Genomic DNA, 24,690 nt, shown 5'->3' with positions numbered 1-24,690 from the left:
GCTACCTCCAAAGGGTGAAAATGAAGCCTTCCCGGTTGTCGCCGGACACCTGGAAGGGGAGATACCCGGGGAGTTCAAGTCTGGTCAGATCCTCCTCCGCCTTTTTATAGAAAAGCTCAAAGGTTTTATTTTCCACATGAACCTGTAAGTGGCGGCCTTCATAGGGAAAATCCCTTAAGTAGTCCAGATATTCCTCCAGACAGAAGCCGTTTGCGTCCATGACGGAGGCATGGGGAAGTCCCACATAGCGGAAATGCCAGGGTTCCGGCGCAATTCCCGTCAGAGCCTCCTTTCCCTCCCGGTAGCGCTCCACAAAACCGTAGGAAGCCGCTTTGCTGCGGAAGCGTCCGCAAATGCCGTCCCTTGGAAAATAAGGGCGCAGAAAGTCGATTTCTTCCTGATTGAGGGCCAGGTCAATGGCCAGGCCTGTCTCGTGCTCGCTGTGGCCGGGAACAGCCACATAGCTTTCGGTAAAAGCTTTTCCGTGTTCCTTCAGGGAAGATGTATAGATATCCTCCTGCTCCTGCCGGGTGCGGAAGCCGCTGACCGGAACAAGGGAAGAGCTGCTTCCGATAGTGGCAAATAATGTTTCCAGCACCAGGGCTGTCTTTCGCTCCAGGCAGACCTGGGAAGGCCTGGATTCTGTTTTACCGGACAGAGGCCGGAGCTGATCTGGAGTCATGCTCTGGCGCAGGGGGTGCCGGGCGTTTACCAGAAGCAGGTTCCCCGAATAGACCTGCTCCCGGCGAAGCGTTACCGCTTTCATGGCTCCACCGCCAGACGGATGAGGGCATCCACAATCTCCTCAAAGGTCATTCCGATGCCTTTCAGCATATTGGGATAGCGGCTGTGGGAGGTGAAACCGGGGATTGTATTCACCTCGTTGAATACCAGCCGCCCGTCCGGTGTGAGGAAGAGATCTACCCGTGTAAAGCCCTTGCAGGACAGGATGCGGTAGATGCGTCCGGCCGTTTCCCGGATACGCTCTGCCGTTTCCGGGCTTATGCGTGCGGGCATATGAATCCGGGAGGTCTTGAGGGTGTATTTTTCCGTATAGTCAAAGAAGCCGTCGGAGAGCTCGATTTCATCCGGCTCTCCTAAAATCAGCTCATGATTTCCCAGAACGGCGCAGCCTACCTCAAAGCCTGGAATGGCTTCCTCCACGATCACGCAGTCGTCGTGGGAGAAGGCCAGGGTGATAGCCTCCTCCAGATTGCCCGGAGTCTCGATCTTCGTAATGCCGAAAGAGGATCCGGCCTTTACAGGCTTTACAAAGAGAGGATAGGCCAGATGCTCAGTCATGGCAAACTGCTCCGCCTCGGTGGGCATCCGCCGAAAGAGAACGGACTTTGGAACCTCGATCCCGTCCAGGTTGACCAGCGTGTGGGCCAGATGCTTGTCCATGCCGAGGACGGAGCTTTTCATGCCGCAGCCCACCACGGGAATGCCGGCCAGCTCGCAGAGCCCCTGAATGGTGCCGTCCTCGCCGTTTTTTCCGTGAAGGATGGGAAATACGGCGTCCAGACGGATCAGCTCAATCTCGCCGCCGCGCATCAGGTAGAGGCCGTGATCCGTCCGATTGGGGGAAATCATGGCCGGGAAGCAGTCTGCGGAGGCCCAGGTATCCGCCGGAATCCGGTCTAAATCTCCCTGATAGTAGAGCCAGGTGCCTTCCCGGGTAATGCCGATGAGGTGAACCTGGTATTTTTCCTGTCTGATATGTGAAATAACGGAATAGGCGGACTGGAGGGAAACCTCGTACTCTGTGGAGCAGCCGCCGAATAAAATTGCAATCACTGTTTTATTTTCCATAATAACAACATCCTTTCTCTTTCTGTAAAGCCCATGTTCAGCATAGAACTTTCGGGTGACAGAACCATGACTTTTTAGTGACAGTATTGTCATTATCAAGCAGGTCCTATACCTGTATGGTATCAGATATGGAGATGAAAAACCTATAGATTCTCTGTGGGGAAGCTTAAGAATGCTTAAATAAAATATTAATTTTAATGGAGTATCCGCACGGGAGGTTTGAAAGAGCGGACAAGAAAAAGGCTGTCGGACAGATATCTGTCTAACAGCCTGGATTAGATACTTTACTCCGCTGCCGGAAGCGAAATGGAGAATACCGTCCCTTCTTCACTGCTGGAAGCAGAGATAACACCCTGGTGGGCCGTGACGATTTCTTTGGCAATGGCAAGGCCCAGGCCGGCGCCTCCTGTGCTTGTGGAACGGGCGCTGTCCAGGCGGAAGAATTTTTCGAAGATGGAGCGCAGATTTTCCGGCGGAATCACCGGGCCCTGGTTGGTGAAGGTGATGTGGATCTGGCTTTCCTCCTGCCAGGCCCGGATCTCGATAACGGTGTCCGGATAGCTGTAAGCAGCCGCATTTTTCAGAATGTTGTTAAATACACGGGCAAGCTTGTCGGGATCCCCGGGGAGGATGAGATCCTCCGGCACGTGGACGTGGGCTGTCTTTCCGGCCGGGGACAGGATCGGGTAAAATTCCTCTACCATCTGCTGCAGCATATAGGAAAGGTGCAGATTTTCCCGGTTCAAGGGAATGGACTGGAGGTTAAAACGGGTGATTTCAAAGAATTCATTGATCAGCTGTTCCAGCCGGTAGGCTTTGTCCAAGGTAATGGAAAGGTACTTGGCACGCTGCTCCACAGGCAGATCCGGAGCTTCCTTCATAAGATCCAGGTAGCCGATGACAGAGGTTAAGGGCGTGCGGATGTCATGGGCCAGGTAGACCACCAGATCGTTTTTCCGCTGCTCAGCCTGCCGGGCGTCGCGCTCCCGTTTTTCCAGGACATTTTTGCATTCGTTGAGCTTAAGCTCCAGAAAGCTCATCTCCGGCGAAAGGGTGATAAGCTCCCGGGATTCGTCCAGAAGAGCGTCGCAGCCGGCGGAGATCTCGTTGAAATAGCTGGTAACCCAGCGGATGGAGTAGCGGAATACGGCTACCAGGGCTATGATAATGGCGATGCAGATGATCATGCTCAGATTTTCCCGGAATATGGTCTCGTAGATGTACAGGGCATCCTGATATTCCAGACGGAATTTGCTGGCCAGGAAGGTGACTACGGCTTCTCCGAAATGCCCACGTATAAGCTCCCGGAAAAAAAGAATCATTCCGATGGAAGCGAGAATGAGGGAGAACATTTTCTGCATCATTTTCCGCTCAAACTGATAGTAATTACTCTTTCGTGTTATTTTTCTACTCAATTTTGTATCCCACTCCCCATACGGTTTTGATGTATTTTGGCTTTTCGCTGGAATCGTTCATTTTTTCCCGAAGGTGCCGGATGTGCACCATAATGGTGTTGTTATTGCTGCTGTAGTATTTTTCGCCCCACACGTCGAAGAAGAGGCGGTCGGAGCTCACTACCTCGCCGCGGTTTTTGCAGAGGCTCCAGAGAATGGAGAATTCGGTGGGCGTGAGGGCCAGGGGCTTTTCGTTTAAGGTGCAGGTGTGATCCCGTTTGTTGATGGTTAAGCCGGAGATGGAGAGGGTGTTGGGATCCTCTTCCTGGGCCGGGAGGTTGTTGTATTTGGTAAAACGGCGGAGCTGGGCCTTTACACGGGCTATGAGCTCCAGGGGGCGGAAGGGCTTGGTGATGTAGTCGTCTGCTCCCAGGGTGAGGCCGGTGATTTTGTCGATCTCTTCGTCTTTGGCGGTGAGCATGATGATGGGGAAGTTCTGGGTTTCCCGGATTTTCTGGCAGATGGAGAAGCCGCTCATGTCGGGGAGCATAACGTCCAGGATGGCGAGATCCGGGGTGTCGTGCTCTAAGTAGGCCAGGACTTCTTTGCCGTTGTAGAATTTGTGAACCTCGTAGGATTCGTTGGAGAGGTAGAGCTCTATGAGATCGGCTATTTCTTTTTCGTCGTCTACGACTAGGATTTTGGATTGCATGTTATGTAAGGTCTCCTTTTGTCTTGAGTGGTTGTTTAATGATAGTTTACCATGTTTTCTTAAATATAACAGGAAAAATGGGGGAAGTTCTTTAAAAAATGGGGAGAAAATCTTAAGAAGAGATGAAGAATGAGGGGGGCGGACGGGTCATCCGCAAAATAAGGCCTCAGCCATTTCCATATCCCCAGCAATAAGGAATCCTCCCGCTTTGCGGGCCCCTCCTTATCACAACGGTTCGGACGGTTCGCGTACAGTCTGTCTGCTTTGAACGTACATTGACCCTTTTTCGTTGTGTGGAGAGGGGAGGTGTTCTTGGTCAATGTGCGTTCATATCAGACAGACTGTTCGCGAACAGCCGGACACTGGATATTGGAAATGGCTGAGGCCTTATTTTGCGGATGACCCTGGGGTTGGGGGTGGAGGGTGGAGGGGAGGATGGAGTTGTAATGATGGGGGATTGTGGATATAATGGGAGAGAAGATGGGGGTGTTGGGATGAGAGGGAAGGCTTTGAAGCTTAAGAGTATTTTGATTTTGTTTATGGCGGGTTTTATTTTTGCGGCGCTGGGGATTAGCGGGGGGATTTCTTTTCGGATGTTTGAGGGGGCTATGGTGGATAAGATTGGGGATTCCAGGGCTGATGTTTTGTCGCAGATTTCGGAGAAGATTTCTGGGATTAAGATGAGTATGGATTTGCTGTCGGATCTGTATTTTTATAATGAGAATTTGACGGCGCTTTATAAAAAGGAGGGATATTCCTGGGAGGATCGGCGGAGGATACGGGAGAATTTTGAGCGGATTGAGGAGCTGTCGGCTATGACTTCGACGGTGATGGAGATGGATTTTTATTATGCTTTTTTGATGGAGAATGGGTATTGTTATTCGTCCAATCCGGGGGCGGAGGGCTCGCTTGAGGATTATAAAGACCGGATTTGGTTTCCGGTGATATATGCTCTAAATGACTTCTTAATCACGAGATTTTCTCATGGTTAGTGAAGAACCCATTTAGAGCATATTTCATGTAAGGAGGCAGACGCTATGACGAAAACCAAAATCACTCCATTATACGAGAGATTGAGCCGTGACGATGAATTGAATGGGGAATCCAATTCCATCAGCAACCAGAAATCCATGCTGGAAGATTACGCCCGCCGCAACGGTTTTCCCAACCCGACCCATTTCACGGACGATGGAATCTCCGGAACCCGGTTCGACCGCCCCGGATTCACCGCCATGATGGAGGAAGTGGAGGTCGGGAACGTGGAGGCAATCATCATCAAAGACATGAGCCGTCTGGGACGTGACTATCTCAAAGTCGGCCAGGTCATGGAAATCCTGCGACAGAGAGGCGTCCGGCTGATCGCCATCAATGACGGAGTGGACAGCGCCAACGGAGAGAATGATTTTACACCATTCTTGAACATCATGTATGAATTTTACGCCAGAGATACCAGCCGTAAGATTAAATCCGTGTTCAAGGCAAAAGGCATGAGCGGCAAGCACCTGACCGGTACGGTCATTTACGGCTACTTGTGGGACGAAAAGCGGGAACACTGGATTGTGGACGAAGAAGCCGCTGACGTGGTGCACCGGATATTCGCTATGACTTTGGACGGATACGGCCCCTACCAGATTGCGAACCGGCTGTCACAGGAAAAGATTGAGATACCTTCCCTGCACCTTTCCCATTACGGGGAGGGCGTGAATCAATCCAAGACGTTTAAAGACCCTTATGGCTGGGGTTCTTCCACTATCGTCAATATCCTGAAAAAGCGTGAGTATTTAGGCCACACCATCAACTTTAAGACCCGCAAACATTTCAAGGACAAGAAAAGCCACTATGTTGACGAAAATGAATGGGTAATCTTTGAGAACACCCACACCGCCATTATTGACCCGGAAACCTTTGAGAATGTGCAGAGAATCCGCTCCAATGTGAAGCGTTACCCGGACGGGTGGGGAGAAGCCGCCCCGCTCACCGGTCTGCTCTATTGCGCCGACTGCGGCGGCAAGATGTATGTCCACCGCACCAACAACGGCAAGCGTATTTCACAGTATACCTGCTCCCGGTACAGCAAGGTTCCGGTTGGCGTCCTCTGCGCCACACAGCACCGAATCAACGAAAGCGCCGTCCTGACACTGGTTTCCGATATGCTCCGGGCGATTGCGGAGTATTCCAGGAATGACCGGGCAGAGTTTATCAAAGCGGTTCAGGAAACCCAGGCCGAGCAGCAGGCCAGCGACATCAACAGAAAGCGGAAACGGCTGGCGGCAGCACAGAAACGAGCCGGGGAACTGGAAAAACTGATATGCAAGATTTATGAGGACAATGTGCTGGGCAAGCTGCCGGACGCAAGATATGCCGCCCTGGACGCACAGTACGCAAAGGAGCAGGAATCCCTTTCCGGTGAGATTGCCGAACTGGAAAAGGTAATCGCCGGATATGAGCAGAGCCGGAAAGCAGCGGAGAAATTTATCGCCCTTGTTGACAAGTACGAGAATTTTAATAACCTGACTACCACCATGCTGAATGAGTTTGTGAAGAAAATCCTTGTCCATGAGCGTGACCGAAAAGGCAGTGCTGAAACCACGCAGGAGGTTGAGATTTACTTCAATTTTGTCGGGAGGTACATACCGCTCCATTTCGGGGAAGTGAACCTCACTCCGGAGGAACTGGAAGCCCTGCGGAAAAAGGAGGAACGCAAGGACAAGCTGCACCAGGCGTATCTCCGGCGCAAAGCCAACGGGACACAAAAACGGTACGAGAATAAAATCAGGGCAAAGAAAAAGGCTGAAATCGAGGCAAAGAAAGCCGCTATCCGTGCCGAGGATATGGAAAAAGGCGTGTTTATCCCGGCCAGCAGCCTGCCAAAAAAAGAACCCCAAAAAGCACCAGCACCGGACAGAGCCGCTATGTAGGCGGCTGGCATATCACAGAAAGGACAAGGAGGCATACACATGAATGGACTGACTTATACAAAAGTTGGCGATTACTATATCCCGAATCTGGTATTGAAGGAGCAGCCGGACACGCCAATCGGCAGGTATGGGCGCATGAGGCTCCGCTATCTGAAAGAACACCGGAAAGGGCTGTATACCAGCCTGCTCCTAACGGAAAAACTCTATCCCCATTTGTTGGAGATTGACGAGGCAGCCAATGAGCGAATGGATATTCTTATGCCACAGTTGATGAAGGCCGCCGGTGTGACCGAGGAACTGAAAGCGGCCGACCAGATGAAATGGGTGGGGCTGGCAAATAACTGTAAGGCGCAGGCGGAAGAAATCATTTGCACAGAATTGATTTATAACTAAAGGCAAGGTATAATAATAAAATATTCCTCATTTTCTTTTCATAAATGAATTTGAGGTTTCACCTTGTCGCACTCTGCAATAAAATTTTTTAGTGTGGAGTAAAAGGAAAGGAGGATTGGGGATTTATGCTTAATCCTATCGTTATTGTTGCGTAAGCAAGGCTATCGCAACGATTAAAAAGTGAATAGGTGTTGCGGATAGACCTTGCAGTTCCTGGTAGACAAATCACATTAGGAGTGCAAAATGGGTTACAAAAAAGCAACACACGTTCTGCCGCATGATTTACTTCTGAAAGTTCAGGAATACATTGATGGAGAATTTTTGTATATCCCCAGAATTTCTGATAACAAAAAAAGCTGGGGAGAAACAACCTCAACACGTCAGGAATTACAAGATAGAAACCAACGTATTTATGATGACTACCTTGCAGGGAAACGAATGGAATTCCTTGCCGAAAAATATTTTCTATCTTTGAAAAGTATTCAGAGAATTATCGGGCAGTTAAAAAAAGAATATAATTGACAGAAATGGGCTGGTATTATTTCAAAATACATCAGCCCATTTCTTATGTTTATTTATAAAAAGAGTATTAGGTTTGGTTCTGTATTGTATGATGATACAATTTATTTGCAAGAAACATAAGGAGGTATGGCTTTTATGAAAAAATGTTGTGACAATCCGCCTTTTAGTTTTTAGATTTAAGAATCAGGAGGAATTACGGAGTGAAAAAAATTATATGGGAAGTACAAAGCCTTTCCTTGTTGCCTGTATTAAAATATTGCAAGAAATGTGGAAGAAAAAATCTGTTTGCTTGTTCACGGCAATTCCGGGTAAATGCCCAGCGCAGATACTTGGATATTTGGTTAATTTACAAATGCTGTGATTGCAATACCACATGGAACGCTACTGTTTATTCCCGTATTTCTCCACAAGCAGTAAAGCCGCAGCTATTGGACGGATTTTATAAAAATGATAACGAACTTGTAGAGAAATATGCAATGGATAGCCAGTTTTTACAAGAGAATGGTGTGGAAGTCGGTTTGCCCCAATATTCTGTTATTGGTGATTGCTTTTCTCTGAATGAAACCGTACAACTTGAAATCAAAAGTAAGTATTCTCTTTCTGTTAAGGTATCTTCTGTTGTGAGAAGCAAATTACTTCTGTCAGAAAAGGAATATCTACAACTGATTACAAGTGGGAAAATAAAGAGTTTTCCCAATCAGGATTTAAAAAAATGTAAATTGAAAGAAGGTGTTACCCTTGTTTTTGATAATGAACTACAAATGAGTAGAATTTGAATTAAGAAAAATCATCTGCCGAATAATGGCGAAAGAAAAAAAGCCGTTATACAGCAGACATATTTGTATGTGCCCATAAGACAGCGGTTTTGAGAAAGGCAAAGCCGCTGTTTCTTTATTTACAAAAAGATTGTTGCCCTAGTATTTCCCAAAATGGCGGCTGGTGAAAGGAGCCGTCATGAATCATAACCTGTTTTTACAAAATCGGCTAAAAAATAAGCGATTAAAAAAATCCATTTCCCACAAAGGGAACTGTCTACACACAAATGCGAAATTTGTCATATTCTAACTGAATACCGTATCTTATGCGTCCGAATGGAATTTAACCATCCGGGCGCTTTTGTTTTCTTGGGAGGCGCACATGCTCCCCACTGCCGTTCCCCGCCTCACTCCGTTCAGGAATCTTTGCAAAAAATCTGAACGGAGGAAAGGAAGATGGAAGTCACCATCAACATAGACGGACAAGCCCTGTCCGTGGAGGTCACAGTCGAAGTATACGAGTATCTGGACAAAGCCGGCCACAAGGAAGAAAACCTTGCCCATGAAAAGCGGAGGCACTGGGACAGCCGGGAGTTTGATGAGTACATAATCCTCACCGAAGGGCGCTCCTGCTACTACCAGACACCGGAACAGTGGGTATGCAGGAAAGAAACCATGCTGGAGATTAAGGCCGCCCTTGCGCTCTGTACCGAGGCGCAGCGCCGCCGGTTTCTGCTCTACGCATTGGACGGTTTGAGTTATGCCGAGATTGCCGGGCTTTGCCGCTGCTCCAAAGCTGCCATACAGGACAGCATTGAGGCGGTACGGAAGAAAATCAAAAAATTTTTCTGATACAGACCCTACGATTGACCGATTTCGGGCTAACCAGTGAAGGGAACTTTTTCCCTATCATATTTTCGGGGAGGACAAGCAGGAAACCGCTGCCTGTCCTCTCTGTATTTTAGGAGGTCAGTCATGAAAACAATCAATCTAAGGTACTGTTATCCCTACTACACCGGGGACGTGTTTGTGGAGGTATCGGACGAAGTGGCCGAGGCCATGGTGCAGTCTGTCCGGGAGATGTACAACTATGACCGCCGGACACGTTACCACAAGGCATTTTACTCCCTGGACGCTTTTGACTGGACGGAGAAGTACGCACTGGAACACAGCCCGTCAGCGGAAGAAATTATCCTGTTGAAAGAGGAACAGGCCGCCCATGAAAAGCTGCTTGCCATGCTGGACGAGGCGCTCTCCATTATCACTCCCATGCAGGCAAGACGTGTTAAGGGCTATTACATCAGGGGATTAGATTTTACCCGGATTGCCAAAGAGGAAGGCGTTGACAAAAGTGTGGTAAACCGTTCCGTACACCGTGGCCTGAAATGTATGCGTGAGTTTTATAGCCGTCAGCAGACGGAATGAGGTGCGGCCTATGCAGACAATCAACCTGAAAAAATATTATTACCCGCTTTTTGCCACAGACACATTGATTGAGGTATCGGACGAGGTGGCCGAGGCTCTGCTGCTTATGCGGAGGGAGGAAAACAACCGCATCCGCAAAATCTGGTATCACAAGGCGTACTATTCCCTTGATTGTGAGGACGGGATTGAAAACTGTGCCTTTGATTTTACCGCCAAATCCCCGGAGGAGATTCTGCTGGAACAGGAGGAAGAACAGCTTTTCCTTGCCACACTGGAACATTTGTCCGAAGCTATGGATAATCTGACGGACATACAGGCAAGGCGTATCCATGCCCGCTACATACTTGGCAAAAAACTGATTGAGATTGCCGCAGAGGAAGGTGTGAGCGTATCCGTGGTACAGCAGACCGTTAAGAGCGGCTTAAAGCGAATGCGGAATTATTTTGAGAAAAAGAAGTGGAGGGAATAAGGAAAATGAACTTTACTAAAAGCGAACTGGAAATGCTCTACCAGTATGCCGCACCAACGAAGGAAGAAACCCTTGCCGGGCTGAAAGAGATTGTGCCGGTTCTGGAACGAAAGGACGATTTACTCTCAAAAGTGATTGTCGAGAATACCATACGGAAACTGGAAAAACTGGCGGAGCCGGAGTGCAGCCGATTTATTGCGGATAACCGGGCCGCCTTTATCGAAAAGCGGGATAATTCTATCCGCCAGAGGCTTGCCGCTGCTAAAGCCAGAAAGGGGGAGCCGGTTCTGCAGGGGCATGACCTGGCAGGCATGGAGAGGTTCCTGCCGGAAACAAGGCACATGGTAACGGTGGATATCCTGAACAGTGACAGCCCAGTGGGATTCCCCGGAGAGCGATACCGTTTTTTCCTCTCTGATGAGGGTTACAAGAACGCCAGAGCCAGTGAGAAGCGGGGAGAAATCAAAATCAGGAACCATGCCGCTGTCATGGCCGGGAAACTCTACCTGGATAAGAAACCGCCGGCGCAGGAACGGTGAAGGCAATAAAAAAAGAGGCTCTGCAAATCCAAATCTGCATTGCCCCTTTAGTCCGTATCTTCGTCTGGTACATACTCCATGATGTCCTCAATACGGCAGTTTAGAATCCGGCACAGGTTGTTGAGAATCATGGTTTTGACAACCATGTTTTTCCGCAGCCGATGAAGCTGTGCTTTATCTATGCCGAAATCCTTGATTAGTCTGTACTGGCTAATCTCCCGCTCTTTAAGGGTAGACCAGAGCCGGTCATATTTAATCATGCTGTCAGCTCCCTTCCCTTGTATTTTAACTGTCGGTAAGCCTTAATCATATGGTGCGTGTATACTCCCTCTTTTATTCAAAATCGAAAAGATAAAAACGATTATCAGAGAATATTGACCGTGTGTAGGGAAAGAAATTAGTTTGCTTGTGAATTGTAAAAACAGAACATTTTATCACATGAGGCAACCGGAAACGGCTGTCTTTTTTTGCCGCCCGAAAGGAGATGATCGCAAATGTCAGATATAGACAAGTTGAAAAACCAGCTGGAAAAAGTAAAGACAGAAATCCGCCAATTGGAGAATAGACAGAAGATTCTCCTGAACCGGAAAACGGACGCAGAACGGAAAACCAGGACACGCCGCCTGATTGAGCATGGGGCAATTCTGGAAAGTATCTTCCCTGCCGCTGCCGCTATGACCGGCGAGGAAGTCAAGGCGTTTTTATCTGCTATTTCCCGCCTGCCGGAAGTCATGTGGCTGCTGAAAAACGAGCCTAGAAGCTAAGGTGCGCAACAATCTTAAAAATCCAACGGCGCACTTATGCACCGTTCCGGTGCGTGCGCCCTGCCGGGGGCGTGGCGTCCTCTGGACGCAATGGGGCGCTACACTCCCCAAACCCCTTGTATGCTCCGCTGGAAAGGACATCCGCTCTGCGTCTGCCCTTTCCAGCGAAGCCAATCTATTCCCACCCGAAAGGAGGCGAACCGCCATAGCCATCTTCCATATGCCCGTCCAGATTATCAAGCGCAGCAAGGCCAAGTCCGCCGTGGGCGCTGCCGCTTACCGGAGCGGAACCAAAATGACCAACGAATGGGACGGGCTTACCCATGATTACACCAGAAAGAGGGGCGTTGTCCATTCAGAGATTATCCTGCCGCCCCATGCCCCGCCGGAATTTCAAGACCGCAGCACTCTCTGGAACAGTGTGGAGATGGTTGAAAAGACCCGTGACGCACAGCTTGCCCGTGAGATAGAGATTTCCCTGCCGGTAGAACTGAACCGGGAGGAACAGCTGCGGCTTGCCCGCTCCTTCATCAGCGATACCTTTGTCGCCGCCGGTATGTGTGCGGATTTCTCTATCCATGACAAGAAAGACGGAAATCCCCACTTCCATGTCATGCTCACCATCCGACCGCTAAAGGAAAACCGACAGTGGGGAGCGAAATGCCGGAAGGCCTACGAACTGGACGAAAACGGCCAGCGAATCCCCAACGGTAAAGGCGGCTGGAAGAACCACCGGGAAGACACCACCGACTGGAACGACAAAGGAAATGTAGAGAAGTGGAGGGCTGCCTGGGCAGCTTACGCCAACAGAGCGTTGGAGGCGGTGGGAAGGCCGGAACGGATTGACCACCGCTCCTACGAGCGTCAGGGCATTGACAAGATACCTTCTATCCATCTGGGAGTTGCCGCAAGCCAGATGGAGCGGAAAGGCATTGCCACAGAGAAAGGAAATATCAACCGCCAGATTGCTGCCGACAATAAGCTGCTGAAGGAAATCAAGGCACGGATTACCCGGCTCTATAAATGGACGAAAGAGCAGGCAGAGAAACCAGAAGGAAAAGACAGTATCATGGCGCAGCTTTACGAGGCACAGTTGTCAACAGGGAAACACGGCTCCCGGTGTGGGAAGATAAGGAACCTGAAAGAAAGCGCTGCCCTGTTCAATTTCCTGAACGGCAACAACATTACTTCCATGGAGCAGCTTTATGAAAAAGTGGCCGCCATGAACAAAGATTACTATTCCCTTCGTGGGAAGATTGTCACCGCCGAGCGGCGTATCAAAGTGCTGGGCGAACATCTCTCCATGTGGGAGAAATACGAGAGGAACAAAGGAACCCACCGCCAGTTCGACAAGATGAAGCCGGGGAAGAAAAAGGAGCAGTTTGAGCAGAAGCACAGTGCGGAACTGGCATTATATGAGGCCGCCGTCCGGTATCTGGAAAAGCTGAAAGCCAACGGCGAAGAAATCACCCCGAAGAAATGGCAGGCCGAAGCCGACCGCCTGAAAGCGGAGAAATCGGTACAGTACCAGAAAATGAAATCCATGCGGGAGGACATCAAGGCGGTGGAGAATCTGAAAAAGACAGCGGAACAGTTGGCCAGGACGGAAAATGAACCAGCCAGAAAGAAGGAGGAACAGGAATTATGACACAGCAGTTTATCACCATGACAATCACCATCACCATAAAGATACCCGTGCCGCCCACGCCGCCAGCGCCTGCGGGGGTGAAAGCGCCGGAGCCAGTTTTCCTTTTCAGGGAAGGGCAGCCGTCTTTGTGCCGCTGCAAGGTGAGATATGGGAAACAGGCGGCATGAGCGAATCCCGGCCATGGACTACCGGCAGTACCGCAGGGCGAGGCGGCTGGTGCGTGAGTGCTGCAACTACGACAACGGCCAGTGTATGGCGCTTGACGAGGGGGACGGGTGCGTCTGTGTCCAGAGCATTTCCCACTCCCTGCTCTGCCGCTGGTTCCGTGTGGCGGTGCTGCCCTTAGACCACCAGCTGGAGACGGCGCTTTACCACCGGCTGGAAAGCAGGCGGTGCAGCGAGTGTGGCGCTCTTTTCCTGCCCGGCTCCAACCGGGCGAAATATTGTAGGGAATGTGCCGCCAGGGTGCGCCGGAGGAAGGAGGCAGAACGACAGCGGAAAAGATACCATGATTCTACGCATTTAGGAGCGGAAAAAGCCTTGTAAATCAAGCACTTTCGGAGCGTGTCGGAGGGGAGGCAATACTTTTTATCACCGACACTCCAAAAGCCCCCTTAAAATGCGTACAAGAGCCGAAATAACCCATTCTGAACCAAAGGAGCAACTAAATGACAGAGAATCGACGATTTTATTACCTCAAGCTGAAAGAGAATTTTTATAACAGCGAAACCATGGTCATCCTGGAGAGTACGCAGGACGGCCTTCTGTACTCCAATCTCCTGCTCAAGATGTATTTAATGTCGCTGAAAAGCAACGGCGTACTCCTGCTGAATGACTATCTGCCCCATACCGTGCAGACCATAGCCACCTTTACCCGACATCAGGTAGGCACGGTGGAGCGGGCTTTGAAGATATTTCAGGAGTTTGGCCTTGTGGAGATACTGACAGGCGGAGCCTATTACATGAGCGATATCCAGCTGCTGATCGGCCAGTCATCCAGCGAGGGGGAGCGGAAGAAAAAGGAGCGCATGAGGCTGAAACGCCAGAACCTGCTCCCGTCCGGGGAAACGGACATTTGTCCGTCCAATGGCCGGGTGGACAAATGTCCGCCTATATTAGAGTATAGAGATAAAGAGATTAGAGATAAGAGTATAGAGAATAGAGAGGGGGATAAGACACACATCTATGGGAGATACCAGAATGTATTTCTATCTTCTGTAGAATTAGCAGAACTCCAAACGGAACTCCCCACCCTCTGGGAACAGTACATTGAGCGGCTGTCCGAGTATATGAAATCCAGCGGAAAAGAATATAAAAACCATGCCGCCACAATCCGGTGTTGGGCGAATGCCGACAAAAAGAAAGAGAAACCGCCTGCCCGGAACCGTGATTACAGAGTAGAAGAAGGAGAAACCATATGATAGAGATTACCGCAGAAGTCCGGGCGGCCATTGACCGGGCAGCCGGGGATATGGAACTTGCCGGGGACGAATACATAGAACCGGCAGACGGGTTGATTCACTGTAAGAAATGTCGTGGCAGCCGTCAGACCGTTGTGCCGAGGTTCGGAGGCTCCGGCTATTTCATGCCCCGCTGCCTCTGCCCCTGCCAGCAGAAAGCGCAGGAGGAACGGAAAGCCATGGAGGAACAGAGGGAACGCATGAAGCGTGTCAAACGCCGGAAGGCACAGGGGCTTCAGGACAGATACCTTTATGATTACACTTTTGCCAACGATAACGGCCAGAATCCCGTCATGGAGAAGGCACACGCCTATGTGGAACATTGGAAGGAGGCGTACCGGGACAATACCGGCCTTCTGCTCTTTGGTGACGTGGGAACCGGGAAATCCTTTTTTGCCGGCTGTATCGCCAATGCCCTGCTTGACCGTGACGTGCCAGTACTGATGACAAATTTCCCGTCTATCCTGAACCGGCTGACCGGTGTGTTTGCCGAGGACAGGGCGGCCTTTATCACCAGCCTGGACGATTACAGCCTGCTTGTCATTGACGATTTAGGGGTGGAAAGGAATACCGAGTATGCCATGGAGCAGATGTTTACCGTCATTGACAGCCGGTATCGGAGTAAGAAGCCGCTGATTGTCACGACAAACCTGAAACTGGAAAAGATTAAGAACCCGCCAGACCTTGCCCACGCAAGGATTTATGATCGCATACTGGAACGGTGTGCGCCGGTTCTCTTTTCCGGAAAGAATTTCCGGGAGGAAGGAGCCAGGGCGACCAAAGCGGCGGCGAAAGAGATTGTGAGTAAGGGATAACAAAATCTGATTGCATGAAAAGGAGAATTTATGAGCAGCGAGAAAATCACAGAGGACACTACCATCACGGCACCGGCTAAGGACGCTCCTGCACTGGTGAAGAAGATTGGCCGGACGACCTACATTGTGAGGGTTCATTTCAGCAAGACGAGCAAGGAAACCATGAGTGACAAAATCAAGCGTATGCTGAAAAATGAGATACAGCAGATGTGAAAAAGCGATAACGGAAACAGGCCGGGATTCAGAAATGCGCTGGCTCCCGGCTTGTAAAATCAGGAGGTTTATGGTAGTATGGAGATACGAAAACAGAAGGGAAAGCAGGTGGGAAGATTGACAGTGACAGATAAGCAACATCAGGAAGATTTGCAACGTTTGCGTTTGTTAAGGCCAATCGACGATGATTTTATGCGTTGTCTTTTTAAGGATAACATTCCATTGGCTGAATTTGTGTTACGCATTATCACTGATAAACCTGATTTAATTATTACTGAGTGTGAAACACAGAAAGATATGAAAAGACTGGCCGGGGCACGTTCTATCTGTTTGGACGCATATGGAACGGATTTGGTTGGAAAAAAATATGATTTAGAAGTCCAGAGGCAGGACAAGGGAGCAGATCCACATAGGGCAAGATACCATTCAAGCGTAATGGATATAGAGAATCTTCATTCTGGTCAGGAATTTAAAGAGTTGCCAGACACATATACAATTTTTATCATTGAAAAAGATTTTTATGGTCAGGGTAAAGCTGTTTATCCAATTGAGAGAATCAACCTTGCAACGGGTAAATCTTTTGAAGATGGGGAGCATATTCTTTATGTGAATGGTGAATATCGTGGGGATTCTGCTATAGGAAAACTCATGCACGATTTTAATTGCACCAAGGCAGATGATATGAATTTTGAATTGATGGCAAACAGAACACGGTATCTAAAAGAGAACCCGAAAGGAGTGAGCGAGATGTGTAAAATTATGGAGGATATGAGAATTGAATCTTTAAAAGAAGTTGCGCTTCGTATGCTGGCAGCTGGAAAATATGCTCTGGAAGAAATTGCGAGTATTTCTGGACTTTCTCTTGATGAAGTAAAGAAATTGAAAGCCGAAAGAACAGTGTAAACAGAACTGTAGGCCAGGAATCTAAAAAAGGTTCTTGGCTTATTCTTGCTGAAATTGAACTTGGACAAGAGGAATAAAAAGCCAATAAATTGTTTAGTTGTAGTAATTGACATTGAACAAGTTATTTATGATTTCGTTAGATTAAAGTTTAGAAACAGTTTGAACAGAAACAGTAGAAATTTTCTCTCTGAAATGTAATATAGTTGTAAGAAAGGATAAAACTTTATGAAATGTGAATCTACAGATTTAGAAATCGAAACAATAGTAAATCGAATAAAAAATGAAGATATGGACTTGCAACCGGACTTTCAAAGAGGGGAGATTTGGACACTTCAGAAGAAACAAAAGTTAATAGATTCAATATTAAGAGGTTGGAAGATACCACCTATCCATGTAATACATAATAATCAATCCATAGATGAAGTATTAGATGGTCAGCAAAGATTAGCAGCTATACGAGATTTTTATGATAATATAATTTGTATTGACGGAAAAATTCTGCCTGAAAATTCTGAACTTATTCAGCTAGATGGTATGCATTATCGTGATCTTCCTAAAAAATGGCAAAGGCAATTTAGGCAATATAGTATTGTTATTATAAGATTAACAGAATATCAACCAGAAGAACCGGCAGAATTATTTTATCGTTTAAATCAGCCTACGGCGTTAACGTCTGCAGAACAAAGGAATGCATATATTGGTGTTACCAGAGATCAGGTTAAAGAATTGTCCAATAAGTTTGTTGCATTAGGAGCAAGTAAAGAAACAATTGGATTTTCAAATTCCAGGCTGGCTTACGATGAAATTATCTCAAAATTTTGTTTTTCAGTTGAAACGGGAACATTAAAGAAAAAGATAACATCTAATGATATTTCGATTCAATATCGTCAAGCAATACCTTTTTCAGATGAGTGTATTAGGATAGTTGCTAAAACTTTAGAAAAATTTATGGAGTGTATTATTGGTTGGGATGATTTTAAATATTCATTTAATAAAGCAACAATTTTTAGCTGGTTTGTTTTTATTCGTAGAAATTTGTCTTTGAGTGATACGGAATTAAAAAATGTTATTGGTTACTTTGAATTTTGTAGAGCCTTTATAAAAGGAAAATACAAAAAAGTAGATCAACGATACATAGAAGTTTTCTCTTCTTTGCAAAAGAGAAATTCATTTTTTGAGATAATGCTCAATACTTTTAACCAAAGATCTAGTATGGGAAGTACAGACGCTCTTTCAATTATATATCGTGACATTATTATTACAGTTTTTAGAGATATGTTATGGGGAAACGAAACAGAACTTATACAATATACTATAAATACATTTAAAGAACTTGAAAATTTAAATTATACACTTGAGAAAATTGTTGAAAAATATAATTGGGGAGAAAAGTTTTAATGAGAAAGGCGAAAGAAACAGATTATTGGGATAGAGCATATAAGAGAAAATATTTAAATAGTGTATCCGGCGTAGAGCTTAATGGCTTAAACGATTTACAAGAAATTTCTTTTTCAGACGGAATAACTGCAATATGTGGTTTGAACGGAGCAGGAAAAAGTACGGTAATTGCTGCGGTAAAAGATATTTTAGGAGTAATTTTAACAGAAAGTGACAGACATAAGTTAAAAGGAAGTACGGTTAATGGAAAGGTTGTAAGCGAAAAAAAGGAAATCCGATGTTCAAATTGCACGGGATATCGACTTTGCGATACTGGATATGACTTAGATAAAATTATATATTTGGATTGTGATGAAAGTAATAATATTCAAGAGTTTACTATTAAACAGGCAAATTTTGAAGAATTACTTGAACAAAATGAAGAATATAGGTTGTCTGAAGAAGAAATAGAGGATATCTGTTATTTGACGGGGAAAAGATACCAAGATTGCAGAGTATGGGAGTTTGAAGAAATTGAAGAAATAGGAACTGTGCCATATTTTCAGGTTACCATTGATCAAATAGAATATGATTCTCGAAGTATGGGGAGAGGGGAGCACTTTTTACTATATTTGTTCTGGTGCATAAATAAATGTAATCAGGGAACAATTGTCATTATTGAAGAACCAGAAACATACATTAGTATATGTTCACAAATGCATTTTTCAAATTACTTGGGGAAACAAATGGCAGAAAAAGGAATTCAAATAATTATGACTACGCATTCGCCATATTTGTTAGAACATATAAAAAATGGTAATATAAGAATTGTGAGTAGAATGGGGAATATTGCTATGGTTACAAAACCTGATGACAATATGATGGCTGAAGACATATTAGGTGTTTCGCAAAATTATATGGGAACATTGTTTGTTGAAGATAGAGTTGCATATGATTTTCTTTCAATTATTTTAGAGGATAAGGCTCCATATATTTTGAAAAGATATACAATCGACATTGCGGAAGGTGGAGAAAAAGCAATCTCTTGTCGTCTTGAATTTCCGGCAAGTGATAGAATTAAATACGATTTTATAGGTGTATATGATGGAGATATGAGAAATCATTTAAATACAGAGAAATTACAATGGAAATGGGTTTTTCTGCCGGGGAATAAACCATTGGAAGAATTATATAGAGAATACTTGCATAATGCAGAAAACATTAAAAAATTTTGTGATAATATGGGAAAGAGCGATAGCCAGATAATAACTATGTTGGCAACGATTGATGGAAATGACCATCATGATTGGTTCGAAGAATTGAGAAAATTTCTCGGTGTTCATGGGAGAATGTTGGTTCGAGTTTTTTATAATATTATGCAAGATATGAGTGAAGGAATAGACAGTTTTATTTCAGACTTAAAGAGTTGTATTAATCATTAAAAAATAATTAGCGTTAATGATTGTTGTTATATTGATAAGAGTTTAGAGAAATTATATTTTTCTTCCAAGTAATGACGCAAAAACAGGCAGGTAATAAAAAAGTTGATAGAAACACATAAACAAAGTTAATAAGCCGGGAACCTAAAAAACAGGTTCCTGGCTCTATTTTTTTGCCCTGAAATGTAAATTTTTTGTGAATTTGATTAAAAAGTCCTTTACAAAACGTCACTGGGGAGACGACAAAATATTTTATTATATTTATGGGAGGCTTTTCCAACATTGTTCTCAATTCCTATGACGGCACAAGCAAGGCGGATCCAAGGCTTATTGGGGCGGCACAGCTTCTGGGGGCGAACAAAGGGCAGATTTTTCTTCATATTATTCTTCCAAGCGCCACGCCGTATATTTTCGCAGGGCTTCAAGTGTCTTTGTCCACTTCCTGGATGGCCGTGCTGGCGGCAGAGATGATAAGCTCCTACGAAGGCGCGGGATGGATCATCAATATGGGAATGAATACGGGAGATACGGTGCTGATTCTGGTGGGAATGATTTCCATTGCCATTGTAGGGTTTGCCCTGGCGAATCTGATGAGAGTTCTGGAGAGGAGGCTGTGCGCATGGACGGTAAGGGGAAATTAGCGGTAAAATGCAGCAAGGTCTGCAAGACATTTTATGCCAGAAACAGAAAGCAGAACGAGACAAATGAGGTTGTGAGAAATCTCGATCTGGAAGTGAGGGAAAATGAATTTCTGGTGCTTTTTGGCCCGGGGCAGTGCGGCAAGACGACGATTCTGAACCTTCTGGCAGGACTGGAAAAGACAACGGGAGGAGAGATTGAGGTAAACGGGAAAAAGGTGGAAGGCCCCTCCTGGGACAGGGGAATGGTGTATCAGACAACGGCGCTCTTTCCCTGGATGAGCGTTATGAAAAATGTATCCTTCGGGCCGAGAATGAGGGGCGTAAAGAAGGCGGAGTGGAAGAAACGGGCGCAGTATTACATTGATCTGGTAGGTCTGACGGGATTCGAGAACAGCTATCCGGTGAAGCTCTCCGGAGGAATGCAGCAGCGTGTGGGAATTGCCCGGGCCTACTGCAGCGAGCCCCAGATTATTTTTATGGACGAGCCCTTCGGCCATCTGGATGCGCAGACACGGTATCTGATGGAAGAAGAGGTGGAGCGCATCTGCGGGGAGGAGAAGAGGACGGTAGTCTTTGTGACAAACAACGTGGAAGAGGCCGTTTATCTTGCGGATCGCATTGTGGTGCTTACGGATATGCCCGCATCCGCAGCCAAAGAGTACGTGATTGATCTGCCCCGGCCCCGGGATAATACAAGTCCGGAGTTCTTAAGGCTCCGGGAGGAGATTACCCGGCTGGCAGAGGACAATATGACGACGGGAGGCGAGGCGGATGCAGGATAGAAGGGTAAAAGTCCAGGTAAAGAACTTAACAAAAGCATTTGGGGATCTCCTGGTGCTGGACGACGTTTCCTTTGACGTCTATGACGGGGAGTTTCTCTGCATTGTAGGCCCTACCGGGTGCGGAAAAACTACATTTCTCAATTCCATGACTAAGATTTATGAGCCCAGTCAGGGCAGCATCCGGGTGGATGGGGAGGAGATCAATCCCCAGAGACACAATCTGGCTTACATTTTTCAGGAATATTCCACGATGGAATGGCTGAACATCCAGGAAAATGTGGAGTTCGGCCTAAAGGCAAAGAAGTTTCCCAAGGAACGGCTAAAGGAACGCTCCGACTATGTGATACGCATGGTAGGGCTTGACAAATACCGGAATTACTATCCCAGCCAGCTTTCCGCCAGTATGCTGCAGCGCGTGGTAATTGCCAGGGCATTTGCCATAGAGCCGGATCTGCTTTTGATGGACGAGCCCTACGGGCAGCTGGATTTATCTTTGAAATACAAGCTTGAGGACGAGCTTCTGAAAATGTGGCGGGAAATCAAGACCACGGTTCTTTTCATCACCCATAACATTGAAGAAGCCGTCTACCTGTCCGATCGGATTCTGGTTCTGACAAATAAGCCTACCCACATTAAGACAGAGATTGTCAATACATTGCCAAGGCCGAGAAAGGTGTCTGATCCGGAGTTTGTGGCTCTGCGCAGCCAGGTTACGGATCTGATTAAATGGTGGTAAGATGAAAAAGTATAATCTGGTTATCATAACGCCCGATCAGCTGAGGGCGGATTATCTAGGATGCTACGGGCATCCATCTATTGGAACAAAGCACATTGACAGCCTGGCCGCAGAGGGCGTCAGGTTTGAAAATATGTACTGCGCGGCTCCCCTGTGCGGCCCAAGCCGGTGCAGCTTTGCGACCAGCACTTATTTTTCCGAGCATAATCACCGGAATTACTGGTCTACCATTTCTCCGAAGGTTCCCAACCTTGTTACCTCCTTGAAAAAGGCCGGCTACCGGACGGGGATGTTTGGGAAAAACCATCTGTTTACCTACTCAGAGCTTAACAAGGTATGGGACAGCCTGGATGAAATCTGCCTTGGCAATTATGATGGGCATCCGGCTTATAAAAAGGCTTATTCCTCCTTTACCCTTGAGGAGGATCATCCTTTTAATATCACGGGGCGCCTTACGGAGGAGGCAATTCACTTTATGGAGGAGACCAGGGACAGGCCGTATCTTTTGTGGGTGAATTATCAGGATCCCCATCCGGCCTACTGCTGTCCGAAGCCCTATGACACCATGTTTGATCCGAAGGAGATTGAGCTGTCTCCCAGAGTAACGGCCTATGAGAAGGAAAAGCAGCCTGTGAGAAATGAGGTATTCCGCGTTCACTCCCAGATGGAAGCGTGCAGCGGGGAAGAGCTGCGCAGGGCTATGGCCCACTATATGGGGCAGATCCGCTATGTGGATGACAGTGTGGGCCGGATTATGGAATATTTGAAGGAGAGCGGCGGCAAGAGAGAGACGGTGGTTTTGTTCTTTTCGGATCATGGGGAGCTGCTGGGCGATTATGGAATGACCCATAAAAATCCTACCTTTTATGAGTGCCTGTCCCATATTCCGGCAATTCTTGTCCATCCGGAAGGAAAGTGGAGGGGACTGTCCTTTGAGGGCTTGACGGAGGAGGTAGATCTGGCTCCCACCCTGCTGGAGCTTCTGGGGGTGGAGATTCCGCCTACGATGACGGGAACCTCCTGGGCAGCCGCCCTTGATAAGGGGGATACGACGGGGAAGGAGACCATACTCTGCGAAGCGGGAGGGGGATGCCCTACCTGGAAACAGCCCATAGAAGGCTTTACAATCACGGCGCCTCACGCGCCCACATCCTTTGGAGCGGGGGCAATGATACGCAGGGGCAGCTTAAAATTATCGATCTACGGAGACGACCGCTGTGAATTGTATGATTTGGACTCGGATCCCTATGAGCTTCATAACCTTTACGAGGAGCCGGAATTTCGCAAAGCCAGGGAGGAGCTTACCCTTCTTCTGTTAAAACGCGTAATGAGCGTGAAAGTCCGGGATATCGGAAAGCTTACCTGGGATTATGAGGCCTACCCCTATGACGTCCGCTTTGAACCCCTGGAAAATACGGGAGAGGCCCTTCAGGATATCCGCGCCAGCGGTGATTACGGCTGATGAGGGTTTTCATATATTTTTTCACGGCCCTGGCAGCCTCCTTTATCGGCGCCGTCAGCGGAATCGGGGGAGGCGTCATTATGAAGCCTGTGCTGGACAGCATGGGGGAGTTTCCCCCGGCTGCGGCCAGCTTTCTCTCGGGATGTACCGTTCTGGCTATGGCTGTATCCAGCATGCTTCGCAGGAGAAATGCCCTGGGAAGTAAAAATCTTAGGCTTACGGTGTATCTGTCCCTTGGAGCAGCGGCAGGGGGTATTTTCGGAAAGCAGGCGGCCTCTGCCATTGGGGGAAATCTGGGACTGATACAGACGGCGCTGCTGTTTTTGGTGAATGGCGCGGTTCTTATTTATGTGAGGAATAAAAAGCGTGTGGCGGGGCTTACTGTTGCAAGACGGGAAGCGAGCATGGGGATCGGGCTGGCTCTGGGATTTGTATCTTCTTTTCTGGGAATCGGCGGAGGGCCCTTGAATCTTGCGGTTTTGTATTTTTTCTTTTCCATGGAGGCAAAGGAGGCGGCCGGGAATTCGCTGTTTATTATTTTCGTTTCCCAGACAGCCAGTCTCGGGGCGGTTTTGCTGACGCATACGGTGCCGGAATTTCCCCCCGCAGTGTTATTGCTGATGTGCACAGGGGGAGTGACGGGAGCGGTCTTTGGAAGTGCTGCTGCGAAAAGAATGGACGACAGGCGGACGGAAGGCTTCTTTTCCCTTCTGCTGTGGTTTTTGATCGGGCTCAATGTGTTTCATCTGTTTCAGATTTTTTGTGATTAGACAGTAACATTTCTTACCGTGTTGGAAAGAATGCAGACATATGCGGTACTGCAGGGATGCTGCAAAATGGGAAGAAGAAGGGATATTCGAAAAATAAGGCGTCAGTCATTTCCATCTCGTGTGTTTGGACGGCACACGGGATATTGGAAATGGCTGATGCCTTATTTTATGGTATGCTCAGTAGATAGGGGGACACGCAAAGCATCCCGTTTTTTACGGGCGGTTGACTGGGGCCGGGCCGGAAGAGGGCTGCATCCGGCGGAATATTTTTTCAAACAGCAGCCCGGTAAAGAACCAGACCGGGGCATAGTCAAGACGTATCACGCCGTCAATGTTCCACCGTGCCTTACTGTAGTCCCAAGGGCACATATCGCGCTTTTTCAGCAGACTTCCGGTGATGAACTCCCCGAGAAAAATGATGCAGGCATAGACGCTCCCCCGAAAAAGCGTCCCTTTCTTTTGAATCCAACGGGAGACAGGAGCCAGAAAAGCGGCCATCCCATAAATGGGAAACATCCAGATGGAGGAATGGCCCACCAGCTTCATCTGCCTCCTCTGAAGGGATTTGAGGCCCGTCCAGAAGATTTCCAGGCACCAGCCGATAAGTCCGCAGAGAATAAATTTATTTTTCATAGGGATAGTATGCGCAGAAAAGGCGGAAGAAATTCTATTGAAATAAGGCGGAGGATGTAATATACTTGGAATGCAGAAAAATAGATGAAGCTGAAAATATTTTGCGAT

The 24,690-nt window shown here is 47.4% G+C and carries 30 protein-coding genes; 24 read left to right on the top strand and 6 right to left on the bottom strand.

The annotated features are described in order from the left end of the window. Position 1: 1 nt before the first annotated feature. The 4 genes from VV089_RS13860 to vanR form a co-directional block, all read right to left on the bottom strand. Entirely contained in the window at positions 2-766 is a 765-nt protein-coding gene (locus tag VV089_RS13860) for a D-alanyl-D-alanine carboxypeptidase family protein (RefSeq protein ID WP_334336325.1), read from the bottom strand. Beyond that, positions 763-1,812 carry a D-alanine--D-serine ligase VanG gene (vanG, locus tag VV089_RS13855; protein ID WP_334336324.1) on the bottom strand — a complete coding sequence of 350 codons (1,050 nt, stop codon included), beginning with the start codon at positions 1,810-1,812 and terminating at the stop codon, positions 763-765. The genes VV089_RS13860 and vanG overlap by 4 nt, the downstream gene beginning before the upstream one ends. A 284-nt stretch (positions 1,813-2,096) precedes the next feature. After that, a complete protein-coding gene (locus tag VV089_RS13850) occupies positions 2,097-3,176 on the bottom strand; it encodes a sensor histidine kinase (protein WP_442891600.1) in 1,080 nt (359 codons plus the stop codon). Positions 3,177-3,219: 43 nt separating this feature from the next. Further along, complete coding sequence (gene vanR, locus VV089_RS13845) at positions 3,220-3,918, bottom strand: VanR-ABDEGLN family response regulator transcription factor (protein WP_334336322.1); 699 nt, start codon at positions 3,916-3,918, stop codon at positions 3,220-3,222. Positions 3,919-4,364: 446 nt separating this feature from the next. On the opposite strand from vanR, the gene VV089_RS13840 reads away from it, so the two are divergent. The 9 genes from VV089_RS13840 to VV089_RS13800 all read left to right on the top strand — a co-directional run bounded on the left by VV089_RS13840 (position 4,365) and on the right by VV089_RS13800 (position 10,939). Then, positions 4,365-4,910: a hypothetical protein gene (locus VV089_RS13840; RefSeq protein WP_334336321.1), complete on the top strand. Its 546-nt coding sequence runs from the start codon at positions 4,365-4,367 to the stop codon at positions 4,908-4,910. Positions 4,911-4,955: 45 nt separating this feature from the next. After that, the gene (locus VV089_RS13835) at positions 4,956-6,836 is read left to right on the top strand and encodes a DUF4368 domain-containing protein (RefSeq protein ID WP_334336320.1); all 1,881 of its coding nucleotides are present in this window, start codon (positions 4,956-4,958) and stop codon (positions 6,834-6,836) included. A 39-nt stretch (positions 6,837-6,875) separates the two neighbouring features. Continuing rightward, positions 6,876-7,229, top strand: a complete 354-nt coding sequence (locus VV089_RS13830) for a TnpV protein (protein ID WP_334336319.1) — start codon at positions 6,876-6,878, stop codon at positions 7,227-7,229. A gap of 243 nt (positions 7,230-7,472) precedes the next feature. After that, positions 7,473-7,751, top strand: coding sequence for a CD3324 family protein (locus VV089_RS13825; RefSeq protein WP_016289807.1), 279 nt, complete (start codon positions 7,473-7,475; stop codon positions 7,749-7,751). A gap of 200 nt (positions 7,752-7,951) precedes the next feature. Continuing rightward, positions 7,952-8,527: a DUF1062 domain-containing protein gene (locus VV089_RS13820; RefSeq protein ID WP_334336021.1), complete on the top strand. Its 576-nt coding sequence runs from the start codon at positions 7,952-7,954 to the stop codon at positions 8,525-8,527. Positions 8,528-8,962: 435 nt separating this feature from the next. Next, entirely contained in the window at positions 8,963-9,358 is a 396-nt protein-coding gene (locus VV089_RS13815; RefSeq protein ID WP_016289805.1) for an RNA polymerase sigma factor, read from the top strand. Between the two features lie 123 nt (positions 9,359-9,481). Continuing rightward, entirely contained in the window at positions 9,482-9,931 is a 450-nt protein-coding gene (locus VV089_RS13810) for an RNA polymerase subunit sigma-24 (RefSeq protein ID WP_334336020.1), read from the top strand. Between the two features lie 10 nt (positions 9,932-9,941). Then, positions 9,942-10,400, top strand: a complete 459-nt coding sequence (locus VV089_RS13805; RefSeq protein WP_150838672.1) for a sigma-70 family RNA polymerase sigma factor — start codon at positions 9,942-9,944, stop codon at positions 10,398-10,400. A gap of 5 nt (positions 10,401-10,405) precedes the next feature. Beyond that, positions 10,406-10,939, top strand: coding sequence for a DUF5720 family protein (locus VV089_RS13800; RefSeq protein WP_121708538.1), 534 nt, complete (start codon positions 10,406-10,408; stop codon positions 10,937-10,939). A gap of 47 nt (positions 10,940-10,986) precedes the next feature. On the opposite strand, the gene VV089_RS13795 is transcribed toward VV089_RS13800, so the two are convergent. Then, a complete protein-coding gene (locus VV089_RS13795; protein ID WP_016220459.1) occupies positions 10,987-11,199 on the bottom strand; it encodes a helix-turn-helix domain-containing protein in 213 nt (70 codons plus the stop codon). 234 nt (positions 11,200-11,433) lie between these two features. On the opposite strand from VV089_RS13795, the gene VV089_RS13790 reads away from it, so the two are divergent. The 15 genes from VV089_RS13790 (at position 11,434) to VV089_RS13720 (ending at position 23,949) form a co-directional block, all read left to right on the top strand. Beyond that, positions 11,434-11,703 carry a DUF3847 domain-containing protein gene (locus tag VV089_RS13790; protein ID WP_334336318.1) on the top strand — a complete coding sequence of 90 codons (270 nt, stop codon included), beginning with the start codon at positions 11,434-11,436 and terminating at the stop codon, positions 11,701-11,703. Between the two features lies 1 nt (position 11,704). Continuing rightward, on the top strand, positions 11,705-13,351 hold the full coding sequence (gene mobQ / locus VV089_RS13785) for a MobQ family relaxase (RefSeq protein WP_334336317.1): 1,647 nt from the start codon (positions 11,705-11,707) through the stop codon (positions 13,349-13,351). Next, complete coding sequence (locus VV089_RS13780) at positions 13,348-13,518, top strand: hypothetical protein (RefSeq protein WP_334336316.1); 171 nt, start codon at positions 13,348-13,350, stop codon at positions 13,516-13,518. Before mobQ ends, VV089_RS13780 begins: the two co-directional genes overlap by 4 nt. After that, positions 13,499-13,897, top strand: coding sequence for a cysteine-rich VLP domain-containing protein (locus tag VV089_RS13775; RefSeq protein WP_334336315.1), 399 nt, complete (start codon positions 13,499-13,501; stop codon positions 13,895-13,897). Before VV089_RS13780 ends, VV089_RS13775 begins: the two co-directional genes overlap by 20 nt. Before the next feature lie 122 nt (positions 13,898-14,019). After that, positions 14,020-14,772: a phage replisome organizer N-terminal domain-containing protein gene (locus VV089_RS13770; RefSeq protein ID WP_334336314.1), complete on the top strand. Its 753-nt coding sequence runs from the start codon at positions 14,020-14,022 to the stop codon at positions 14,770-14,772. After that, a complete protein-coding gene (locus tag VV089_RS13765) occupies positions 14,769-15,626 on the top strand; it encodes an ATP-binding protein (protein WP_334336313.1) in 858 nt (285 codons plus the stop codon). The genes VV089_RS13770 and VV089_RS13765 overlap by 4 nt, the downstream gene beginning before the upstream one ends. Positions 15,627-15,656: 30 nt before the next feature. After that, positions 15,657-15,839, top strand: a complete 183-nt coding sequence (locus VV089_RS13760; RefSeq protein ID WP_162225358.1) for a transposon-encoded TnpW family protein — start codon at positions 15,657-15,659, stop codon at positions 15,837-15,839. A gap of 78 nt (positions 15,840-15,917) precedes the next feature. Then, entirely contained in the window at positions 15,918-16,742 is an 825-nt protein-coding gene (locus tag VV089_RS13755) for a PD-(D/E)XK nuclease family transposase (RefSeq protein WP_334336312.1), read from the top strand. A 225-nt stretch (positions 16,743-16,967) separates the two neighbouring features. Then, on the top strand, positions 16,968-18,140 hold the full coding sequence (locus tag VV089_RS13750) for a DUF262 domain-containing protein (protein ID WP_334336311.1): 1,173 nt from the start codon (positions 16,968-16,970) through the stop codon (positions 18,138-18,140). Further along, positions 18,140-19,561, top strand: a complete 1,422-nt coding sequence (locus tag VV089_RS13745; protein WP_334336310.1) for an ATP-dependent nuclease — start codon at positions 18,140-18,142, stop codon at positions 19,559-19,561. Before VV089_RS13750 ends, VV089_RS13745 begins: the two co-directional genes overlap by 1 nt. 260 nt (positions 19,562-19,821) lie before the next feature. Continuing rightward, positions 19,822-20,199, top strand: a complete 378-nt coding sequence (locus VV089_RS13740; protein WP_442891548.1) for an ABC transporter permease — start codon at positions 19,822-19,824, stop codon at positions 20,197-20,199. After that, the gene (locus tag VV089_RS13735) at positions 20,178-20,981 is read left to right on the top strand and encodes an ABC transporter ATP-binding protein (protein ID WP_334336309.1); all 804 of its coding nucleotides are present in this window, start codon (positions 20,178-20,180) and stop codon (positions 20,979-20,981) included. The genes VV089_RS13740 and VV089_RS13735 overlap by 22 nt, the downstream gene beginning before the upstream one ends. Continuing rightward, the gene (locus VV089_RS13730; RefSeq protein ID WP_334336308.1) at positions 20,971-21,717 is read left to right on the top strand and encodes an ABC transporter ATP-binding protein; all 747 of its coding nucleotides are present in this window, start codon (positions 20,971-20,973) and stop codon (positions 21,715-21,717) included. Before VV089_RS13735 ends, VV089_RS13730 begins: the two co-directional genes overlap by 11 nt. 1 nt (position 21,718) lies before the next feature. Then, positions 21,719-23,179: a sulfatase family protein gene (locus tag VV089_RS13725; RefSeq protein ID WP_334336306.1), complete on the top strand. Its 1,461-nt coding sequence runs from the start codon at positions 21,719-21,721 to the stop codon at positions 23,177-23,179. Continuing rightward, positions 23,179-23,949, top strand: a complete 771-nt coding sequence (locus VV089_RS13720; RefSeq protein WP_334336305.1) for a sulfite exporter TauE/SafE family protein — start codon at positions 23,179-23,181, stop codon at positions 23,947-23,949. Before VV089_RS13725 ends, VV089_RS13720 begins: the two co-directional genes overlap by 1 nt. Before the next feature lie 213 nt (positions 23,950-24,162). On the opposite strand, the gene VV089_RS13715 is transcribed toward VV089_RS13720, so the two are convergent. Beyond that, entirely contained in the window at positions 24,163-24,582 is a 420-nt protein-coding gene (locus VV089_RS13715; RefSeq protein WP_334336304.1) for a putative ABC transporter permease, read from the bottom strand. Between the last annotated feature and the right edge of the window lie 108 nt (positions 24,583-24,690).

This window comes from Candidatus Merdisoma sp. JLR.KK011 (assembly GCF_036941125.1).
GTDB lineage: Bacteria > Bacillota > Clostridia > Lachnospirales > Lachnospiraceae > Laedolimicola.
Note: the sequence above shows the minus strand (reverse complement) of the source record. Positions and strands in the feature narration are given on the sequence as shown.

What these genes read in the sequence shown, in the direction of transcription:
- VV089_RS13715 (WP_334336304.1), bottom strand. Translation starts at nt 24,582, where the DNA reads ATGAAAAATAAATTTATTCTCTGCGGACTTATCGGCTGGTGCCTGGAA.
- VV089_RS13775 (WP_334336315.1), top strand. Translation starts at nt 13,499, where the DNA reads ATGGGAAACAGGCGGCATGAGCGAATCCCGGCCATGGACTACCGGCAG.
- VV089_RS13805 (WP_150838672.1), top strand. Translation starts at nt 9,942, where the DNA reads ATGCAGACAATCAACCTGAAAAAATATTATTACCCGCTTTTTGCCACA.
- VV089_RS13720 (WP_334336305.1), top strand. Translation starts at nt 23,179, where the DNA reads ATGAGGGTTTTCATATATTTTTTCACGGCCCTGGCAGCCTCCTTTATC.
- VV089_RS13810 (WP_334336020.1), top strand. Translation starts at nt 9,482, where the DNA reads ATGAAAACAATCAATCTAAGGTACTGTTATCCCTACTACACCGGGGAC.
- vanG (WP_334336324.1), bottom strand. Translation starts at nt 1,812, where the DNA reads ATGGAAAATAAAACAGTGATTGCAATTTTATTCGGCGGCTGCTCCACA.
- VV089_RS13815 (WP_016289805.1), top strand. Translation starts at nt 8,963, where the DNA reads ATGGAAGTCACCATCAACATAGACGGACAAGCCCTGTCCGTGGAGGTC.
- VV089_RS13800 (WP_121708538.1), top strand. Translation starts at nt 10,406, where the DNA reads ATGAACTTTACTAAAAGCGAACTGGAAATGCTCTACCAGTATGCCGCA.
- VV089_RS13725 (WP_334336306.1), top strand. Translation starts at nt 21,719, where the DNA reads ATGAAAAAGTATAATCTGGTTATCATAACGCCCGATCAGCTGAGGGCG.
- VV089_RS13760 (WP_162225358.1), top strand. Translation starts at nt 15,657, where the DNA reads ATGAGCAGCGAGAAAATCACAGAGGACACTACCATCACGGCACCGGCT.
- VV089_RS13755 (WP_334336312.1), top strand. Translation starts at nt 15,918, where the DNA reads ATGGAGATACGAAAACAGAAGGGAAAGCAGGTGGGAAGATTGACAGTG.
- VV089_RS13835 (WP_334336320.1), top strand. Translation starts at nt 4,956, where the DNA reads ATGACGAAAACCAAAATCACTCCATTATACGAGAGATTGAGCCGTGAC.
- VV089_RS13745 (WP_334336310.1), top strand. Translation starts at nt 18,140, where the DNA reads ATGAGAAAGGCGAAAGAAACAGATTATTGGGATAGAGCATATAAGAGA.
- VV089_RS13730 (WP_334336308.1), top strand. Translation starts at nt 20,971, where the DNA reads ATGCAGGATAGAAGGGTAAAAGTCCAGGTAAAGAACTTAACAAAAGCA.
- VV089_RS13840 (WP_334336321.1), top strand. Translation starts at nt 4,365, where the DNA reads ATGATGGGGGATTGTGGATATAATGGGAGAGAAGATGGGGGTGTTGGG.
- VV089_RS13825 (WP_016289807.1), top strand. Translation starts at nt 7,473, where the DNA reads ATGGGTTACAAAAAAGCAACACACGTTCTGCCGCATGATTTACTTCTG.
- VV089_RS13735 (WP_334336309.1), top strand. Translation starts at nt 20,178, where the DNA reads ATGGACGGTAAGGGGAAATTAGCGGTAAAATGCAGCAAGGTCTGCAAG.
- VV089_RS13780 (WP_334336316.1), top strand. Translation starts at nt 13,348, where the DNA reads ATGACACAGCAGTTTATCACCATGACAATCACCATCACCATAAAGATA.
- VV089_RS13860 (WP_334336325.1), bottom strand. Translation starts at nt 766, where the DNA reads ATGAAAGCGGTAACGCTTCGCCGGGAGCAGGTCTATTCGGGGAACCTG.
- vanR (WP_334336322.1), bottom strand. Translation starts at nt 3,918, where the DNA reads ATGCAATCCAAAATCCTAGTCGTAGACGACGAAAAAGAAATAGCCGAT.
- VV089_RS13750 (WP_334336311.1), top strand. Translation starts at nt 16,968, where the DNA reads ATGAAATGTGAATCTACAGATTTAGAAATCGAAACAATAGTAAATCGA.
- VV089_RS13790 (WP_334336318.1), top strand. Translation starts at nt 11,434, where the DNA reads ATGTCAGATATAGACAAGTTGAAAAACCAGCTGGAAAAAGTAAAGACA.
- VV089_RS13830 (WP_334336319.1), top strand. Translation starts at nt 6,876, where the DNA reads ATGAATGGACTGACTTATACAAAAGTTGGCGATTACTATATCCCGAAT.
- VV089_RS13850 (WP_442891600.1), bottom strand. Translation starts at nt 3,176, where the DNA reads ATGATGCAGAAAATGTTCTCCCTCATTCTCGCTTCCATCGGAATGATT.
- VV089_RS13795 (WP_016220459.1), bottom strand. Translation starts at nt 11,199, where the DNA reads ATGATTAAATATGACCGGCTCTGGTCTACCCTTAAAGAGCGGGAGATT.
- VV089_RS13770 (WP_334336314.1), top strand. Translation starts at nt 14,020, where the DNA reads ATGACAGAGAATCGACGATTTTATTACCTCAAGCTGAAAGAGAATTTT.
- VV089_RS13740 (WP_442891548.1), top strand. Translation starts at nt 19,822, where the DNA reads ATGGGAGGCTTTTCCAACATTGTTCTCAATTCCTATGACGGCACAAGC.
- VV089_RS13765 (WP_334336313.1), top strand. Translation starts at nt 14,769, where the DNA reads ATGATAGAGATTACCGCAGAAGTCCGGGCGGCCATTGACCGGGCAGCC.